Genomic DNA, 18,075 nt, shown 5'->3' with positions numbered 1-18,075 from the left:
ATGTTCATCAATTCCGTGGCAATTCCCATATGCTAGAGGCTGGAACCTTTTTCATATGGGGTGGAACATGCTGCGGGCGTGCAGCATGCAAAACAGTTCGCTGACCGACAACAAAACCGGTGCAATCCATATGTAAAAAGTTCTAAGGTGCGAATTAGTCGCAGGATGCCTGATTGAAGACTGACGCCGCGTCATAAGGGATGGACTTTACGAAAGACAATGAACCAGTTGCCTTCGGAAATTACCACAACCGGCCCCGCCACCGTTATCCTGCCACCACGGCAAACCCTGCCGGTGGTGTTTGCATCCCCGCATTCAGGCCGCCATTACCCGCAGGATCTGATTGAACGCGCACGCATTGGCGCGTTTGAGCTGCGCGCATCCGAAGATGCCTTTGTCGATCAGTTGTTCACGGCCGCCCCGAAACTGGGCGCGCCTTTGCTGTGTGCGACATTTCCGCGCGCCTATGTCGATGTGAACCGGGCGGCGATGGAACTTGATCCGCGGATGTTTGATGGCGATCTGCCCGAAGATAACGAGATCAATTCGATGCGCGCCCTTTCGGGATTGGGTTCCATCCCGCGCGTGGTCAGTGGCGGGGTCGAGATTTACAAGACCCGCCTGCCCGCCGAAGAAGCGCTTTCGCGGATTGATACCTATTACCGGCCCTATCACACGGCGTTGCAGAAGCTGATTGATCTGACGCGGGCGACGTTTGGCTATTGCATTCTGATTGATTGCCATTCGATGCCCGGGGATTCGTGCGACAGCGCAAAAAACCGCGTTGATCTGGTGCTTGGCGATTGCTATGGAAGTTCCTGCCACCCGTCATTGACGCGGTTTGTGGACGATTGTTTTCGCGATATGGGCTTTGCGCCCGCGCACAATGATCCATATGCCGGGGGTTATTGCACACGCCATTACGGTCGCCCGCAAGAACATGTGCACAGCCTTCAGATCGAGCTTTCTCGTGCGCTTTATATGGATGAAACAACAATCAGCCCGCATCGCGGATTTGACGTTCTGCGCGATCAGATGACCGATCTGATATCGCGCTTTCATGATCTCGACGGGAACCCGTTCTAATGAGCAATACCATCGATACCAGTGACGTTTTGAGCGATCTGGTCATCCGCGATGCAGAACCCGAAGATTTTGAACGGATCACCGAGATTTATGGCCATCACGTGCTGCATGGCCTGGCATCGTTTGAGGAACGCGCCCCTGAAATCGCCGAACTGACATCGCGCTGGCAACATGTGCGTGAACGCGGCCTGCCCTATCTTGTGGCGGATGTGGATGGACGGGTTGAGGGATTTGCCTATGCCGGGGCCTACCGGACCCGCCCGGCCTATCGTTTCACGGTCGAAGACACGATTTACATAGCACCCGAAGTCGTTGGCAAGGGGGCTGGCAGTGCGTTGCTTTCAGAACTGATCAAGCGGGTCACAGCCCTTGGCTATCGCCAGATGATTGCCGTGATCGGCGATAGCGCCAATGTCGCATCGATCGGGCTGCATGCGCGGTTGGGGTTCCGGGTGGCGGGTACGCTTCAGTCGGCCGGCTTTAAAATGGGCCGCTGGGTCGATAGCGTGATCATGCAGCGTGGTCTGGGTGACGGGGATGGCAATATCCCCAATGGCAATCCAACGCGCGAAAAATAGTCGAAAAGAAGTCCAAAGGGATTTTAAAGGGCGCTTCCTGATTTTGCCGGGCAGCGCCCTTGGCGTATCTGCGCGCCGCCATGACCCCAAGTTGATTTGCACCGCACCATTCTAACAATTCCAAAACACGTGAGATGTTCAGGCGCTGAGCAGATGCTTTGAATTGGGCTAAAGGGCTGAATTTAGGCAAAAAAGAAGGCCGCCTGTGACAGCGGCCCAAGTCTAGGGAGGAAACGTCCAAGAAACGAGCGACAAGTCGCTCGCCGGAATGCACTGCGTCCTACCGCAGCGCACAAATGAACATTACCCATTCACCGGACAGGACGCAACAGCTTTTTGACTATTTTTTTGTCAGAAATATTACTGCTTCTTTTTTGTGCATTATTTTGAGGCATTGCACCCCAAACGCCCGCAAATTTCACATCTCTCGGCTATTTTTTGATCACCGAAGAAAATGGAATTTTCGAAAAAGCTGAGAGAATCGACGCGAATCCGAACTGAACTGGCGCGAGCTCAAGTCGATTCCGCGCCTTTCACCGGCCCGATTCTGCCTGCACACGACAGGCCTCGGCAGCGATTGATGCCGCATGCGCCGCCATGATGTCCGTCAGACAGGGTTTTATGGATCAGGAAAGGTCGCGTCACGACCGGACGCATTGATATTGGGGCAGCAGAGCCCCGTCTGGGCTCACGCAGGCAGCTAGTTTACGCTGCGATCAACCGAGGGAGCATTGGTGGTCGACGGGGAGGCCAGAGCACTGACCGTATTGCGTCGCCCGGAATAGCCTTGTGCGACGAGGTCATCGCGGTCCTGGCGTTTTTTGGCCTCGTACATGCGCTGATCGGCCAAGTCGATCAGGTTCTGCGGCAAGGCAATGGCATCTTCGATGCGTTCGGAAAGACCGACACTGGCGCGCTGCACCTGCCCGTTTTCAAGCTTTGCCAGCCCCGGTGCCATGACACGTTCAAGCACCTCGACAGCGCGGGCACGGCCCAGTTCGGGCAACAGCACCAGGAATTCCTCCCCGCCCCAGCGCACGACCATGTCAGAACGGCGGAAACGATGGATCAGGTTGTTACCGACCTCGCCCAGAATGCGGTCGCCGTAATCATGGCCATAGCGATCATTGATCTGCTTGAAATCATCAAGATCGATGAAGGCAACGGTATAGGGCACTTTTTTGCGCAGTGCGCCTTCGAAGCTGACCCGGATCATCTCCATGCCAAAGGCACGGGTATAACAGTTGGTCAGCGGATCAATGGCGATTTCATGGGCGGCGGTAACCGTGCGATAAAGCTGCACAAGGGCCGATACCAGCGCCAGCGGCAACAGGAATGCCAGCAGCATTTCAAACGGCACGAACCCGGTCGCAAGTCCGCTTTGCGCGCCAATGACAAGCAACACGGCAAATGGCACTGAAAGAACGGCGGCCTCGACCAGGGTGACCGGCATGATGGCAATCATCATCACCAGACCGATCATAAGGAAGCTGTGCGAACTGTGCATGTAATCGGTTGCAAGCGGGTCATTGCCAGCAAAGACACACAGCAAACTTGCCGCGACAATCAGCATCAGCATCGGCAGGTATGGAAAACGTCGGCGCAACCGCGCACTGACCGCGCGGTTGGTAAGAACCACAAGCGCAACCCCCGCCACCAGAAGGCGCAGGACAAAGGTCTGCGACGACCACATTTCAGCGGCAAAGGCCCCGTCCCAGAACGCAACGGCAAGCATCAGGACAAGAACAAAAAGGGCTGCGAAGCGGGCGGTGAGCTGGATCGATTCCTTGCGGCGCAGATGCAGGAGCTCTGCATGCCGTGGCGTGTAGAGAAAATCCCGATAGCAGCATCGAAACGTCTTTTTTGACGGACTGCTATTTTCCTGAGGGCCTGAATCCACGCGAACCGCTCCAACCAGATTTAAGCGGGCCACACAGGCCCTTTATATAGATGTCTCATCGTTCCTTTATTTGGTCCAAGACACAACTATACATTAGGGTGGCGTCATGCAGCAGATGGGCCGAAATGGAGCTTTAAAACGGTCAAGACCGACCGCAAGATATTGATTCGTAAACAAAAAGTTAACCCGCAACCCACCATATCTGGCTGTAAAAAAAATTTCCCTTGGCTTTTCTACCTTGGGTCGAAAATTCGGGTGCCGGTTTTTTACATTGGAAATAAAAACGGCGCACCGGTTTGCCGATGCGCCGTCTTATATCGTCCCGATAACAGGGCGATTATGCCGTTGTATAGCGTTTAGCCGAATCAACCCCAGAGTTCGCGATCCGGCAGCCCCATCACACCGTTTTTAAACGTCAGCGCATGATCGCGATCCTTGGCCATCCAGATCGGGCCATCCAGATCAACAATACGTGACATCGCACCGGTGATCATGGCCGGTGCCATGGCAAGCGATGTTCCGACCATGCAGCCGGTCATCAGCTGCATGCCAGCCTTTGATGCGGCCTCGGCCAGCTCAAGCGCGCCGGTAAGACCACCGGTTTTGTCGAGCTTGATGTTGATCATGTCATAGAGATTGGCCAGACGCGGAATGTCGGCCATCGTATGAACAGACTCGTCAGCACACAGAAGCACCGGGCAATCGATATCGATCAGGCCATCATCCTGCCCGGCAGGTAGCGGCTGTTCGATCATCTCGACCCCCAGACCATCAAGTTCGGCACCGATATCTTCGAGCAGATCAAGTGACCAGGCTTCGTTGGCATCGACAATGATGCGGGCTTTGGGCGAACCTTCACGCACAGCGCGGACCGACTCAAGGACGTTTTCGCCATTGAGCTTGACCTTTAGCAACGGGGCATGGGCGATCTTGCGGGCGGCTTCGCGCATATTGTCCGGGGTATCGATCGACAGCGTTTCGGCTGTGATCAATCCCTCGGGCGCCTTGTGGCCGATCAATTCCCATACGCGACGGCCCATACGCTTGGCTTCGAGATCCCAATAGGCGCAGTCGACCGCGTTACGCGCAGCACCGGCCTTCATGGCATCCTGAAGTTCCTTGCGGGTCATGCCACGGTCAAGGGCGTCTGCCTGTGCTTCGATGTCGGCAATGACACCTTCGACCGTTTCATTATACCGGGCATAGGGAACGCATTCCCCCTGCCCGGTATGGGTGCCGTCGCTGAGCGTCACCTTGACCACATGTGCCTCGGTCCGGGCCCCGCGCGAGATCTTGAAGACCTGTGCCAGAGGGAAGACTTCGGAAATCACAGTGAGTTTTGGCAACTTAGATCTCCTGCAGCTTGTCGACCAGCGATGCAACGCCGGTACGAACCGGGTCAACAGCCGGAAGGCCGAATTCGGCTTCGATGTCAGCCAGAAGTTTCTTGGCTGCCGCGTCATCAAGCGCCTTGGTGTTGATGGCAAAACCGACAACCTTGCAATCCGGGTTGGTCAGTTTGGCGTGCAACAGGTTGACGTCGAGGCAGGTTTTCAGATCCGGGAGTTTATACCCCGGCAGACCACGCATGTGCGCACGGGTCGGCTCGTGGCAGACGACAAGGGCGTCCGGCTGGGAGCCGTGGATCAGGCCCATGGAAACACCGGCGAAGGAAGCGTGGAACAGGCTGCCCTGCCCTTCCATGACGTCCCAGTGATCGGGGTCATTGGCCGGTGCAATGGTTTCAACAGCGCCCGAGATAAAGTCGGAAATAACTGCATCAACCGAGATGCCTTCGCCAGCGATGAAGATACCGGTCTGGCCGGTTGCACGGAAGTCGGACTTGATACCACGTTTTTTGAATTCGGCGTCAATTGCAAGGGCAGTGTACATCTTACCGACCGAACAGTCGGTACCGACAGCCAGAACGCGCTTGCCGGAACGTTTTTCACCGTTGCCGACCGGGACTTTGCCGTCGAAGTGGCGCACGTCAAACAGGCTGACACCCTTGGCCTTGGCCGCATCGACCAATTCCGGAATCGATGAAAGACGGGTATGCAGACCGTTGGCGATGTCCATACCGGCATCAATGGCCGCCAGCAGGGTTTCCATCCATGCCGGACCAATGATCCCGCCACGGTTGGCAACGCCCAGCACCAGGGTTTTAACGCCGGCTGCCTTGGCTTCGGCGATCGACATTTCCGGCAGACCAAGGTCCGCCTGACAGCCCGGCAGGCTCATCTGACCGACGCACCATTCCGGGCGCCACTGCTTGATGCCGATTGCGGTTTTTGCAGCCAGTTCGTCCGGCGCGTCACCAAGAAACATAAGATACGGATGTGCGATTTTCATAATACCTCCTTGACCAGCATCCAAACGCTGCTCTTAAATATTGTGGCGCGACTATAGCGCAATCTGGTAGGATCGTTCCAGAGATATGAAACGATATCTTCGACGATCCAACCGAAAATTCGTCTATAATTCTAACAAACACGACAATAACGAAATTAAATACAATAGTCTTCGAAGACAAACATCCTTTCTTGTGAATTTGTTCGGGAATGGCCCGAAAAACGCAAGAAAATGCAATTTTGAAGGACTGGCGTGAAAGCGCCCGACTACACATGAGCACCGATCTCAAGACGTGGCTATCCGAGCGAAAAATCGAAGAAGTCGAATGCATTGTTCCGGACATGTCCGGCGTTGCGCGGGGCAAGGTTCTTCCGACACAGAAGTTTCTTAAGGGGCTGGAGGCCAAAAGCCTTGCCATCCCCGAAGCAATTTTCTGCCTGACGGTAACCGGCGGCTATCCGGAGGAAACCGATGCCTTCCTTGACCCGGCCGAAAAGGACGTGGCGATGGTTCCCGACCCGGAAACCGTGCGCGTTGTGCCGTGGTACGAGGAGCCGACGGCCCAGATCATCTGCGACTGTTTCCATTTTTCCGGCGAAGAAGTTTCGACGTCCCCGCGCGGCGTACTTAAACGTGTTCTCAAGGCGTTTGAAGAACGCGGCATGCGGCCGATCATCGCGCCAGAACTTGAATTTTATCTGGTGGCAAAGAACACCGATCCGGACAACCCGCTGGAGCCGCCGATTGGCCGTTCCGGCCGTCCTGAACGCGCATCAAACGCGTTTGGTATTGATGCCATCAACGAGTTCGATCCGCTGATTGAAGACCTGTATGACTATTGCGAGGCCATGAATATCGACGCCGATACCATGAGCCACGAGTCGGGTCCGGCCCAGCTTGAAATGAACTTTAACCATGGTGATCCGCTTGAACTGGCCGATCAGGCCTTTTTGTTCAAACGTACGCTGCGTGAAACGGCACTGAAACACGGTGTCTATGGCACGTTCATGGCCAAGCCGATGGGCAACCTGCCGGGCAGCTCGATGCATATTCACCAGAGTCTTCTTGATATCAACACCGGCAAGAACCTGTTTGCCGATGATGACGGGGAAAACTCGAAACTGTTCCTGAACTATATTGGCGGCCTGCAGCGTTATCTGCCGGCAGCCATGCCGCTTCTGGCGCCGAACATGAACAGTTATCGCCGTTTGCAGCCCTGGTCGGATGCCCCGATCAACATGCACTGGTCACTTGATAACCGCACAGTCGGCCTGCGTCAGCCGAATGGCCCGCCCGCGGCACGCCGTATTGAAAACCGTCTTCCGGGGGCAGATGCCAACCCGTATCTGGCGGTTGCGGCGTCGCTTGCCTGTGGCCTGCTTGGCATTATCGAGGAAGTAGATGCGACGGCCCCGATCGAAGGTTCGGGCTATGACCGTGCGCATTCCTTGCCGCGCCACATTCACGAAGCACTTGCGAAATTCCATCGTTGCAAGCCGCTTAAGGAACTGCTGGGTGAAGAGTTCGCTGCCGCCGTTATTGCGGTCAAGGAAGCGGAATGGGATGCCTATCAGACCGTAATCAGCGCGTGGGAGCGTGAGCACCTGTTGCTGAACGTTTAATGTTGATTCGTTATACTGAAGCCTCAGTAGAGCGAGAGATACTATGACAATAAGAAATGCGCCGGATCATTCCCGGCGCATTTTTGCATTCATTCCGGCGCCAAGCACTTCAACCTAGTTTAGCCAAATAGTCTCGGTCGCCAAATAGTCCCATATAACAGTTCGAATGACTACTTCCCCCTCCCAATTAACTGCGTAGCGATACCGCTCTTTCTCAACCTCAATCCAACCGCCGGCTAAATCATATCCAGCAAGAACCCTTAAGGTCATTCGACTACCTACTTCTGGCCAAACGCCGCCAGCTGAAATGGGGGCCTCCTCAAACGCTCTACGACTTTCCGCACTCAAGCTAGTAAGCGGCTGAACCAACACCCAATCCGGCTCACCAAAGACCGGCTCTCCCAGCTCATGATATGCATGGCCTCGCGCATTCTTCACAATCACACGCCTTATCCGATCCAAATTTGGGTAGATAGTGAATGGGGACAAATCTTGAAACAGCGGCAATTGACCGTCTGGTTGAGCCTTCAGCTCTCGAACAATATCCCGATTGCTGCGTAGAACTTTAGCTGCTTCGGCAAACTTTAAAGGATCGGGATAAAGTGACCCTGCCATTACCGCGTGCAACACACATAGCAAATATGTTTCGTCCTTCGAGAAGCTCGTGTTGCAATCCTTGCATACCACTACCTGAGGCAGATAACCCTCTTCATATCTTTTGGTGCGATCGTACTCAGCACCCACATTACGAATCTCTCTGGAGAGAAGTGATTTTGTGGGAACGTGATCTCTATTTGCGGTAACGCGTTCAATGTTTGAGCCACAATGGATGCAACACTGCTTATGTCTCTCATCAACAAATTCTTCGATTTCCCGCATCGAACGTTTCACCTATGATCGATTACAATCGGGCTACAAATTATCACACAATTCGAGCGACAACTAAAACGAGACGCAAGATTATTGCATGTTGAATGCACAATTTTTTACATGATGCGAAATATGCACATTTTTCCATCTTGTATTTGACAATATCCTGAAGCATTCGAAGGATATTACGATAAGCCCCGGGTTCTGGGGGACCAAAACAGAACCGGTAAACTTTCAAACGCTGCCACATGGGAGGCTCAGCGAAATGAAATCTCTTCTTAAAACATCAAGCCTGGTTGTGCTTGCGGCTGCCGTATCGGGCTTTGCCACTGGTGCATCGGCACAGGAAGTTCTCAACGTTTATAACTGGTCGGATTATATCGGCGAGGAAACCGTTGCGAATTTCGAAAAGGAATACGGCGTCAAGGTCAACTATGACGTTTATGACAGCAACCAGCTGGTTGAAGCCAAGCTGCTGGCGGGTAATTCCGGCTATGACATCGTGGTTCCGACCCTTGCCGATGCCGAACGCCTGATCAAAGCCAAGCTGTTCCAGCCGATCGACAAATCCAAGCTGTCAAACTATGGCAACCTGGATCCGGTGATCCTTGAGCAGCAGGCAAAATACGATCCGGACAACACCTATGCCGTGCCGTATTTCTGGGGCACCAACGGTTTTGGCTATAACGTTGCCAAAGTTCAGGAAGTTCTGGGTGACGATGCCCCGCTTGATAGCTGGGCGATGATCTTTGATCCGAAATATGCCGAAAAGCTGTCGTCATGCGGCCTGTCGCTTCTGGATGATCCGGGCGAGATCATACCGCTGGTGAACTTCTATCTTGGCAATGTACCGGAAGGCGAGCCGACCTCGGAATCGATTGAAAGCGCCTTTGAGCAGCTTGAGAAAATCCGTCCGCATGTGACCTATTTCCATAGCTCCCAGTACATCAACGACCTTGCAAACGGTAACGTTTGTATTTCTGTTGGCTGGTCGGGCGATGTCGGCATGGCCGCCCTTCGCGCAGAAGAAGCCGGTAACGGCAACGAGATCAAGTATGTCATTCCGAAGGAAGGCACCCTGATCTGGTTCGATGCGATGATGATCCCGGAAGATGCACCGAACCCGGATCTGGCGCACAAGTTCATCGACTATGTGCTGCGTGCCGATGTCGAAGCTGAAATCGCAAACTATGTTGCCTATGCAACCCCGAACCTTGCCGCGATGGAACTGGTTGACCCGTCCCTTCTGGAAGATCCGGGCATCTATCCGCCGCAGGAAGTAAAAGAACGTCTGCGTTCGAAAGTCGAGCCGGGTTCACGCCTGCTGCGTACCCGTACCCGCCTGTGGACGAAGCTTAAAACCGGTCAGTAAGTGATCGAAAGCGATCCTGACGGATTGCGATCCCTGATCCTTGCGAAGGGCGCGACTTTGGTCGCGCCCTTTTGCTTTATAGCCGTGCGAAACGATGCGGCCAGGCGGCCGGTGACTCGTGATCACGGCGCTTTATTGGTTGCAGTCAGCCTGTTTTTGACAACCGGCCCCTTTCGCAGAAATGCACATTTTCTGAACACCACATGCCGATTCTCTGCCAATTTAGGTATCAAATGGCGATTGTTGTTCAAAATATCGCACACCCCTCTTTACAGATTGCAGAATTGCTTCATCCTGTTATCAGGAAGAACCGACCTTTCAGCAATGCTGCACCATTATAAGAGTGCACATCAGGTCATCAGGGACTGACGTCTGATTGAAGCGGTTCATCTTGACATTGAAACAGGGGAGAATGCTGGTGTCAGAGGCGGTTTTGGAGCGCGTGCACGAGGATGTGCACAAGACACAACCTTGGAACAATCCGGACGCGGTTCCCTATATCCGCTTTGAGAATGTGACCAAGAAATTCGGCGACTTCTATGCCGTCGATGATGTTTCCCTGGATATCTATCGCCACGAGCTTTTCGCCCTTCTGGGCGGGTCCGGTTGCGGGAAAACGACGCTGTTGCGCATGCTGGCCGGGTTCGAGGAACCCACATCAGGCAAGATTTACATCGATGGTGTCGATATGGCCGGGGTCCCGGCCTATGAGCGCCCGACCAACATGATGTTCCAGTCCTATGCCCTGTTCCCGCACATGAGCGTGGAACAGAATGTCGCGTTCGGGCTTGTGCAGGATGGCGTTTCGCGCAGCGAGATCAAGGAACTGGTCGCCGAAATGCTGGGTCTTGTGCAGATGAGCAAATTTGCCAAACGCAAACCCCATCAGCTTTCGGGTGGTCAGCGCCAGCGTGTTGCACTGGCGCGGTCGCTGATCAAACGGCCAAAGGTGCTGTTGCTCGACGAACCGCTGGGCGCGCTTGACAAGAAACTGCGCGAACAGACCCAGTTCGAGCTGGTCAACATTCAGGAAAAGGTCGGCACCACCTTTGTCATGGTGACTCATGACCAGGAAGAAGCCATGACCATGGCATCGCGCATTGCCGTGATGAATGAAGGGGTGATCAACCAGACCGGTACCCCGTTCGAACTTTATGAATATCCCAACAGCCGCTATACCGCGAACTTCCTTGGCCAAGTCAACCTGATCGAAGGTGTTCTGGTTGATGACGATGAAAAATATGCCGTCATCAAATCGGATGAGGCCGGGTGCGAGATTTATATCGATCACGCTGTGCAGGGCCATGAAGGCATGACCTTCTGGGTTGCGTTACGTCCCGAGCGGCTTCGCATCACCAAGGAAGCGCCCAAAGACACCAAATACAATTGCGTATCAGGCAAGGTTGAAGAGATCGGCTATCTTGGCGGTATTTCGACCTATCACGTGCGCCTTGAAAGTGGCAAACGCATCAAGGTGACCGAGCCGAATTCCACCCGCCAGATCGAGCCGCGCTATACGTGGGAAGACACCGTCTGGGTATCGTGGGAGGCCGGGGCTGCTTCGGTACTGAACAAATGAGCAGTGACAAGCAAGAGGGCAGCTTGACCCTCAAACAACGTTTTGATCGCTGGATGATCAAACATGGCCGGGTACTGGTGGTTGGTATCCCGTATTTCTGGCTGTTTTTGTTCTTCCTTGTGCCGTTCCTGATCGTTCTCAAGATCAGCTTTTCCGTCGCCGAATACGCGCAGCCGCCCTATACGCCGCTGTTTGAATGGATCGACGAAGGCATCACGGTCACGCTCAATTTCGGGAACTACCTGTTCCTTCTATCTGACAGCCTGTATGTCACGGCATACCTCAATTCGATCAGGATTGCGGCGATATCAACCGTCATCACGCTTCTGATCGGCTATCCGATGGCCTATGGCATTGCACGCGCCCAAGGATCGATGCGCAGTGTGTTGCTGATGCTTGTGATCCTGCCGTTCTGGACCAGTTTCCTGATCCGTGTATATGCCTGGATCGGGATCCTTGACCGCGAAGGGTTGATCAACGCGTTCCTTATGTGGACGGGCATTATTTCCGAACCGCTGATCATGCGGCAGACGGAATTCGCGGTCTATGTCGGGATTGTTTATACCTACCTGCCCTTCATGATCCTGCCGCTTTATTCCACGCTTGAAAAAATGGATGTCAGTCTGGTGGAAGCAGCCCTTGATCTGGGCTGCAAGCCCTGGCAGGCCTTTGCCAAGATTACGTTGCCACTATCGATGCCGGGGATTTTGGCAGGCTCACTTCTGGTGTTCATTCCGGCTGTGGGTGAATTCGTTATTCCGGAACTGCTGGGTGGTCCGAACACATTGATGATCGGTCGAACCCTTTGGAACGAGTTCTTTGCCAACCGTGACTGGCCGATTGCCTCAGCCGTTGCGATTGCGATGCTGCTGTTCCTTGTCGTGCCGATCATGTGGTTCCAGCATATCCAGACCAAGCAGGAGGAAGGCCAGCAATGAGCAGCAAACGTTCAACCTTCCTGATTTCGGCATTGGTGTTTGGCTTTGCCTTCCTGTATGTGCCGATCCTGCTTGTCATGATCTATTCCTTTAACGAGGGGAAGCTTGTGACCGTCTGGGCGGGCTTTTCGACCAAGTGGTATGTGTCGCTGTTTTCCAATGACGGCATGATTGATGCCGCCTGGAACAGCCTGCGTATCGGGGTGATGTCGGCAACCCTTGCCCTGGCCCTTGGCACCCCGGCGGGGCTTGTGATGTCACGCTTTGGCCGGTTCAAGGGACGCACGCTTTTTTCAGGCATGATTGCCGCCCCGCTTGTCATGCCAGAGGTTATTACCGGTCTGTCGCTTTTGCTGTTGTTTGTCACGCTTGAGCAAATGATTGGCTGGCCAGCCGGGCGTGGTCTTTCGACGATCACGATTGCGCATACGACCTTCTGTGCGGCCTATGTCGCGGTTGTCGTGCAATCGCGCCTGTCGGGGATGGATACCTCGGTCGAGGAAGCGGCAATGGATCTGGGTGCTAAGCCTGCCAAGATCTTCTTTGTCATCACGCTTCCGATGATCCTGCCAGCGTTGCTGGCTGGTTGGCTGCTTTCATTCACCCTGTCGCTGGATGATCTGGTGATTGCGAGCTTTGTTGCCGGCCCGGGATCGACCACACTGCCGATGAAGGTGTTTTCATCGGTGCGTCTCGGTGTTTCGCCGGAAATCAACGCACTGGCGACCCTGATCATTCTGGCGGTGTCGGTGATGATCGTCATTGCCAGCCTGATGATCCTGCGGTCCGAGCGGATGCGCAGCCGTGCCTCTGCCGGGGCGGATGCGCAACACTAAGACACTACTTGGACCGTCTGATACCGTTAGGCAGACAACAAAACAAAACAGCGCCGGAAAATCTTCCGGCGCTGTTTTGCATTTGGGCTTGTCGTGGCCTCGGCTCAGCAGTTGCCTTCGGCCGCCTTGCGCATCATTTCACGGCATTTCATGCCGGGTGCCGAAACCTGCCAGTAAGATACAACGGCCTCTTCGGCGGCTTCTTCGAAATCAATGATCAGGTTGTTGAGCGCGTTCTGTTCCATCAGCTTGATGACACGATCCGGCAGCTGCGACATTTGCCACAGGCCCAGAACCAGCGCATAGGAAGAACGCATCAGCTTGCTGGCGGCATCCGGTGTGATTTCATACAGCTCTGCCAGGGCATCGGCGGTACGTTTGACCATGGATGCCAGGAAGCGGCGCTGGTTGACAACCATTTCATCGTCCGAGCCGGATTCCAGAACACCTTGCGACAGCGATGCGAGATGCAGGAACTTGTCGTTCTTGACCAGATATTGCACGAACTGGCGGGCCACACGGGTCGAATCCCGTTCTTCGGGCCGACGCAGCGCTTCCTGATCAATCACATCAAGATTGTTTTCAAACCACTCTTTCTGGAAGTGACGCAACACTTCAAGAAACAATGCTTCCTTGCTTGAAAAATAAAGATAAAGCGTGCCCTTGGCCAAGTTCGCCTTGCGCGCGACCTCGGCCGCCGACGGCAGGGTTCCATCACCTTCGAGATAGAGCTTGCGGGCAGCTTCGAGAATATCAGCACGGCGTTTTAGTTTCTGCTCATGGCTACGAGCGCGAACAAGATTGTCTTGTTCCATTTGATTAATTTCCCCCAACGTATTTTCCCCGGGCATATTATTGCATTTTAATTCACCTAAAAGTCAAACTGCAGGATTGGAATAACTGGACAAAATTCATGAAGCATTGAAAACGCATACACTTTTTTGACCAAATATAGACCAATTTAGATGAATTCCGGTCACATACAATCAACCATCATAACGCATTCTGAACAAACCCACAAATATCGTACAGTTTTTTGTTCGAGTCGCATTCCGCCCCACCAGACGGAATGATGACCAGGCGCCACTGGCCCGGCATCACTTCATGACATTCCATATCGTGAAAGAACCGGGATCCGGAGGCAGATCAGAGCTCAGACCGGCAGTTCGGTAGTGCGTTTGACTTCGCGGAGCGTGATGACGGTCTGCACACGTTCTACACCGGGGAGCTGGGTCAGGACTTCGCTGTGGATGCGTTCATAGTCTGCGGTGTCGCTATAAACGACATGCACAAGATAGTCGCTCTGCCCGGCCAGCAAATAACATTCGACAACTTCGGGGACCTTTTGAATTTCGAGCTCGAAGGTTTCAAGGGCCTCGCGGGTTTGGCGGGTGATCGCGATATTGACGAATGCGTTGCCCGGCTTGCCGATCCGTGCGGGATTGAGAAGCATAGTGTAGTGATCAATGAAGCCGGCTTCCTCAAGCAGCCGCACACGTCGCAAGCAGGCAGACGCCGACAGGTTCACCTTTTCAGCGAGTTCCGCGTTGCTGATGCGGCCATCTTTCTGCAGTAAACGCAGAATCATCCGATCTCGTTCATCCATCTCCATTCGAACAATCCTCTGACATCATCGTGTTTCTGTTGAATTATATACCAATGATATCATCAAATGCCCCTTGAAATGAAGATTAATTGCCCAATTTTTAGGGTATCATTCAAGAATAAGATTAAAAGAGGCGCCAACCGCCCGGGAATCCCCGGAAACACCGTGGAGAGACCCCGATTACCACCTTTTTGTCGGGAGGAAACGACATGCTGATTGGTGTTCCAAAGGAAATCAAAAACCACGAATACCGTGTCGGACTGACGCCAAGCTCGGTCCGTGAACTGGTCGCACACGGCCACAAGGTACAGGTCGAAACCATGGCCGGTGCCGGTATCGGCTTTACTGATAATGATTATGTCGCCGCCGGTGCGAAAATTGCGGCCAGCGCATCCGATATCTTTGCCAGTGCCGAGATGATCATCAAGGTCAAGGAACCGCAGAAGGTCGAGTATGAGCAACTCCGCGAAGGCCAGTTGCTGTTTACCTATCTGCATCTGGCACCGGACCCGGATCAGACCGCCGGTCTGGTCAAGTCCGGTGTCACCGCGATTGCCTATGAAACCGTCACCGACCGCGCAGGTGGCCTGCCATTGCTGGCACCGATGTCCGAAGTTGCAGGCCGCATGGCCCCGCAGGTCGGTGCAGCTGCCCTTCAAAAAGCGAATGGCGGACGGGGCATGTTGCTGGGCGGTGTGCCCGGCGTGGCACCGGCCAAGGTCGTTGTCATTGGCGGCGGCGTGGTCGGTACGAACGCCGCACGCATTGCCGCAGGCATGGGCGCGGATGTCATCATTCTTGATAAAAACGTCAAACGCCTGACCTATCTTGATGATCTTTATGGCCCGCGCATCAAAACCCAATACGCCACCATTGATGACACCGAGGCGCTTGTCCTTGAGGCTGACATGGTGGTGGGTGCGGTGCTTGTGCCCGGGGCAGCAGCCCCGAAACTGATCAGAAAAGAGCAGCTGTCACGCATGAAGCCGGGATCGGTGATTGTCGATGTGGCGATTGATCAGGGTGGATGTTTTGAAACATCCAAGGCGACCACCCATGCCGATCCGACCTATATCGTCGATGATGTCGTGCATTATTGCGTCGCCAATATGCCGGGTGCGGTCGCACGTACATCGACCTTTGCGTTGAACAATGCCACCCTGCCCTTTGCCCTGGCCCTTGCCAACAAGGGCTGGAAAAAGGCCTGTCAGGATGATCCGCATCTGGCAGCCGGGCTTAACGTCCATGCCGGCAAGATCACCTATAAGGCCGTGGCAGATGCGCTTGGCTATGAGTACCTGCCAATCGAAAGTGCATTGGCCTGAGCCACCAAAACCCGATCATGAAAAAAGGGCGCCAAACGGCGCCCTTTTTATTTGTTATCTTGCGACTGTCCGCAGATCAGAATTCGACCTGTGTAACGTCACGCACCGCACCCTGATCGGCACTGGTTGCCATGGCGGCATAGGCACGAAGGGCGGTTGAGACCTTGCGCTTGCGCGGTTTGGCCGGACGCCATGCTTCGGGGCCCTTGGCCTCCATCGCCTGACGGCGGGCGGCCAGCACCGCGTCATCGACCGCGATACGGATCGAACGGTTCGGGATGTCGATTTCGATCATGTCACCCGGTTCGACCAGCGCGATGTCACCACCAGCGGCTGCTTCGGGGGATACGTGACCGATCGACAGGCCAGACGTCCCGCCAGAGAAACGACCATCGGTGACCAGTGCGCAGGCCTTGCCCAGCCCCATCGATTTCAGATAGCTGGTCGGATACAGCATTTCCTGCATGCCCGGACCACCTTTGGGCCCTTCGTAACGGATGACGACAACGTCGCCTTCCTTGACCTCGCCACCGAGAACCTTGGCAACGGCTTCGTCCTGGCTTTCACAGATGACGGCCGGGCCGGTGAATTTCAGGATGCTTTCATCGACACCGCCGGTTTTGACCACGCAGCCATTGGCCGCCAAGTTGCCAAACAGAACGGCAAGACCGCCATCCTGACTATAGGCATGGGCGACATCACGAATGCAGCCTTCTTTTTCATCAAGATCAAGATCATCCCAATAACGTTCCTGACTGAACGCGGTTTGGGTCGGGATGCCACCCGGCATGGCGCGGAAGAATTTGTGTACCGCCTCGTTAGTGGTGCGTTTGATGTCCCACTTTTCAAGGGCGTCGGCCATGGTCTTGGAATGCACGGTCGAGACATCGGTATGCAGCAGACCTGCACGATCGAGTTCGCCGAGAATTCGCATGATGCCACCGGCACGATGGACGTCTTCCATGTGGAACATCGGATGGTTCGGGGCAACCTTGGACAGATACGGGATCTTGCGCGACAGGCGGTCCATATCGGTCATGGTGAAGTCGACTTCGGCTTCCTTGGCGATCGCCAGCAGGTGCAGAACCGTGTTGGTCGACCCACCCATGGCGATATCAAGTGCCATGGCGTTTTCAAATGCCTTGAAGGTTGCGATACCGCGCGGGGTCGCGCCCTCGTCTTCTTCTTCGTAATAACGACGGGCCAGCTTGACCGAGGTACGGGCCGCTTCAAGGAACAGCTCCTGACGTGCGGCGTGGGTTGCCAGCACAGAACCATTGCCCGGAAGGGCGAGACCAAGTGCCTCCGCCAGGCAGTTCATCGAGTTGGCGGTAAACATGCCAGAGCACGAGCCGCAAGTCGGGCATGCCGAACGTTCAACGGTTTTGACCTGCTCGTCGGAGATGTTCGGATCGGCCGCCTGCACCATGGCATCGACCAGATCAAGGTGATGTTCCTTGCCTTCGATGGTGACCTTGCCAGCCTCCATCGGGCCACCGGAGACGAACACGCACGGGACATTAAGGCGCATTGCAGCCATCAACATGCCCGGGGTGATCTTATCGCAGTTGGAAATGCAGACCATCGCATCGGCGCAATGGGCATTGACCATATATTCGACGGAATCAGCAATGATTTCACGCGACGGAAGGCTATAGAGCATGCCGTCATGGCCCATCGCGATGCCATCATCAACGGCAATGGTGTTGAATTCCTTGGCGACACCGCCGGATGCCTCGATCTCGCGTGCGACCATCTGACCGAGGTCTTTGAGGTGTACGTGACCGGGCACGAACTGGGTGAAACTATTGACGACCGCAATGATCGGCTTGTCGAAGTCTTCGTCTTTCATGCCAGTGGCGCGCCAAAGGCCGCGCGCACCAGCCATGTTGCGGCCATGTGTTGTTGTACGGGACCGATATTCCGGCATGGAAGGAACCTCTCTTTAAATCACTGGTGGCGTTTCTTTCGGGCACGGGGTCAGCATCCCCGATGCCCTTTGTATATAGGT

The 18,075-nt window shown here is 54.6% G+C and carries 15 protein-coding genes; 8 read left to right on the top strand and 7 right to left on the bottom strand.

What is annotated here, in order from left to right; genetic code table 11:
- Positions 1 to 219 precede the first annotated feature (219 nt).
- Positions 220 to 1,086 (top strand): N-formylglutamate amidohydrolase, encoded by an 867-nt coding sequence (locus tag FHI25_RS08785; protein ID WP_210516881.1) that lies wholly within the window; start codon positions 220 to 222, stop codon positions 1,084 to 1,086.
- Positions 1,086 to 1,664, top strand: coding sequence for a GNAT family N-acetyltransferase (locus FHI25_RS08780; protein ID WP_210516879.1), 579 nt, complete (start codon positions 1,086 to 1,088; stop codon positions 1,662 to 1,664). Before FHI25_RS08785 ends, FHI25_RS08780 begins: the two co-directional genes overlap by 1 nt.
- Positions 1,665 to 2,364: 700 nt before the next feature.
- On the opposite strand, the gene FHI25_RS08775 is transcribed toward FHI25_RS08780, so the two are convergent.
- The 3 genes from FHI25_RS08775 to dgcN form a co-directional block, all read right to left on the bottom strand.
- Entirely contained in the window at positions 2,365 to 3,564 is a 1,200-nt protein-coding gene (locus FHI25_RS08775; protein ID WP_210516877.1) for a GGDEF domain-containing protein, read from the bottom strand.
- A gap of 365 nt (positions 3,565 to 3,929) precedes the next feature.
- Entirely contained in the window at positions 3,930 to 4,910 is a 981-nt protein-coding gene (gene dgcA / locus FHI25_RS08770) for an N-acetyl-D-Glu racemase DgcA (RefSeq protein ID WP_008891407.1), read from the bottom strand.
- Position 4,911: 1 nt separating this feature from the next.
- Positions 4,912 to 5,916 (bottom strand): N-acetyltransferase DgcN, encoded by a 1,005-nt coding sequence (gene dgcN / locus FHI25_RS08765; protein WP_008891406.1) that lies wholly within the window; start codon positions 5,914 to 5,916, stop codon positions 4,912 to 4,914.
- 272 nt (positions 5,917 to 6,188) lie between these two features.
- On the opposite strand from dgcN, the gene FHI25_RS08760 reads away from it, so the two are divergent.
- The gene (locus tag FHI25_RS08760) at positions 6,189 to 7,538 is read left to right on the top strand and encodes a glutamine synthetase family protein (RefSeq protein ID WP_008891405.1); all 1,350 of its coding nucleotides are present in this window, start codon (positions 6,189 to 6,191) and stop codon (positions 7,536 to 7,538) included.
- A 114-nt stretch (positions 7,539 to 7,652) separates the two neighbouring features.
- On the opposite strand, the gene FHI25_RS08755 is transcribed toward FHI25_RS08760, so the two are convergent.
- Entirely contained in the window at positions 7,653 to 8,417 is a 765-nt protein-coding gene (locus FHI25_RS08755; RefSeq protein ID WP_210516875.1) for a hypothetical protein, read from the bottom strand.
- A 256-nt stretch (positions 8,418 to 8,673) separates the two neighbouring features.
- Between FHI25_RS08755 and FHI25_RS08750 the strand changes: the two genes are divergently transcribed.
- The 4 genes from FHI25_RS08750 to FHI25_RS08735 all read left to right on the top strand — a co-directional run bounded on the left by FHI25_RS08750 (position 8,674) and on the right by FHI25_RS08735 (position 13,133).
- A complete protein-coding gene (locus FHI25_RS08750; protein ID WP_210516874.1) occupies positions 8,674 to 9,780 on the top strand; it encodes a polyamine ABC transporter substrate-binding protein in 1,107 nt (368 codons plus the stop codon).
- Positions 9,781 to 10,192: 412 nt separating this feature from the next.
- Complete coding sequence (potA, locus tag FHI25_RS08745; protein WP_210516872.1) at positions 10,193 to 11,359, top strand: polyamine ABC transporter ATP-binding protein; 1,167 nt, start codon at positions 10,193 to 10,195, stop codon at positions 11,357 to 11,359.
- Between the two features lie 53 nt (positions 11,360 to 11,412).
- Positions 11,413 to 12,297, top strand: a complete 885-nt coding sequence (locus FHI25_RS08740) for an ABC transporter permease subunit (protein ID WP_246879069.1) — start codon at positions 11,413 to 11,415, stop codon at positions 12,295 to 12,297.
- Positions 12,294 to 13,133 carry an ABC transporter permease subunit gene (locus FHI25_RS08735; RefSeq protein ID WP_008891401.1) on the top strand — a complete coding sequence of 280 codons (840 nt, stop codon included), beginning with the start codon at positions 12,294 to 12,296 and terminating at the stop codon, positions 13,131 to 13,133. The genes FHI25_RS08740 and FHI25_RS08735 overlap by 4 nt, the downstream gene beginning before the upstream one ends.
- A 104-nt stretch (positions 13,134 to 13,237) precedes the next feature.
- Here the strand turns inward: FHI25_RS08735 and FHI25_RS08730 are convergent, their stop codons facing one another.
- Complete coding sequence (locus FHI25_RS08730; RefSeq protein ID WP_063087202.1) at positions 13,238 to 13,948, bottom strand: TetR family transcriptional regulator; 711 nt, start codon at positions 13,946 to 13,948, stop codon at positions 13,238 to 13,240.
- Positions 13,949 to 14,286: 338 nt separating this feature from the next.
- Positions 14,287 to 14,739 carry an Lrp/AsnC family transcriptional regulator gene (locus FHI25_RS08725; RefSeq protein ID WP_282597584.1) on the bottom strand — a complete coding sequence of 151 codons (453 nt, stop codon included), beginning with the start codon at positions 14,737 to 14,739 and terminating at the stop codon, positions 14,287 to 14,289.
- 209 nt (positions 14,740 to 14,948) lie between these two features.
- Here FHI25_RS08725 and ald point away from each other — a divergent pair, with 209 nt between their 5' ends.
- The gene (gene ald / locus FHI25_RS08720) at positions 14,949 to 16,064 is read left to right on the top strand and encodes an alanine dehydrogenase (RefSeq protein WP_210516868.1); all 1,116 of its coding nucleotides are present in this window, start codon (positions 14,949 to 14,951) and stop codon (positions 16,062 to 16,064) included.
- A 76-nt stretch (positions 16,065 to 16,140) separates the two neighbouring features.
- Here the strand turns inward: ald and ilvD are convergent, their stop codons facing one another.
- Positions 16,141 to 17,994 carry a dihydroxy-acid dehydratase gene (gene ilvD / locus FHI25_RS08715; RefSeq protein WP_064780651.1) on the bottom strand — a complete coding sequence of 618 codons (1,854 nt, stop codon included), beginning with the start codon at positions 17,992 to 17,994 and terminating at the stop codon, positions 16,141 to 16,143.
- Between the last annotated feature and the right edge of the window lie 81 nt (positions 17,995 to 18,075).

Source organism: Thalassospira sp. ER-Se-21-Dark (assembly GCF_017922435.1).
In the GTDB taxonomy this organism is placed as follows: domain Bacteria; phylum Pseudomonadota; class Alphaproteobacteria; order Rhodospirillales; family Thalassospiraceae; genus Thalassospira.
This window is presented reverse-complemented; position numbering and strand designations above follow the sequence as displayed.

Excerpts from the sequence above, each read along its gene's own strand:
- FHI25_RS08785 (WP_210516881.1), top strand. The coding sequence starts at position 220 with ATGAACCAGTTGCCTTCGGAAATTACCACAACCGGCCCCGCCACCGTT.
- FHI25_RS08780 (WP_210516879.1), top strand. The coding sequence starts at position 1,086 with ATGAGCAATACCATCGATACCAGTGACGTTTTGAGCGATCTGGTCATC.
- dgcN (WP_008891406.1), bottom strand. The coding sequence starts at position 5,916 with ATGAAAATCGCACATCCGTATCTTATGTTTCTTGGTGACGCGCCGGAC.
- FHI25_RS08760 (WP_008891405.1), top strand. The coding sequence starts at position 6,189 with ATGAGCACCGATCTCAAGACGTGGCTATCCGAGCGAAAAATCGAAGAA.
- FHI25_RS08755 (WP_210516875.1), bottom strand. The coding sequence starts at position 8,417 with ATGCGGGAAATCGAAGAATTTGTTGATGAGAGACATAAGCAGTGTTGC.
- FHI25_RS08750 (WP_210516874.1), top strand. The coding sequence starts at position 8,674 with ATGAAATCTCTTCTTAAAACATCAAGCCTGGTTGTGCTTGCGGCTGCC.
- potA (WP_210516872.1), top strand. The coding sequence starts at position 10,193 with ATGCTGGTGTCAGAGGCGGTTTTGGAGCGCGTGCACGAGGATGTGCAC.
- FHI25_RS08740 (WP_246879069.1), top strand. The coding sequence starts at position 11,413 with ATGATCAAACATGGCCGGGTACTGGTGGTTGGTATCCCGTATTTCTGG.
- FHI25_RS08735 (WP_008891401.1), top strand. The coding sequence starts at position 12,294 with ATGAGCAGCAAACGTTCAACCTTCCTGATTTCGGCATTGGTGTTTGGC.
- FHI25_RS08730 (WP_063087202.1), bottom strand. The coding sequence starts at position 13,948 with ATGGAACAAGACAATCTTGTTCGCGCTCGTAGCCATGAGCAGAAACTA.
- FHI25_RS08725 (WP_282597584.1), bottom strand. The coding sequence starts at position 14,739 with ATGGATGAACGAGATCGGATGATTCTGCGTTTACTGCAGAAAGATGGC.
- ald (WP_210516868.1), top strand. The coding sequence starts at position 14,949 with ATGCTGATTGGTGTTCCAAAGGAAATCAAAAACCACGAATACCGTGTC.
- ilvD (WP_064780651.1), bottom strand. The coding sequence starts at position 17,994 with ATGCCGGAATATCGGTCCCGTACAACAACACATGGCCGCAACATGGCT.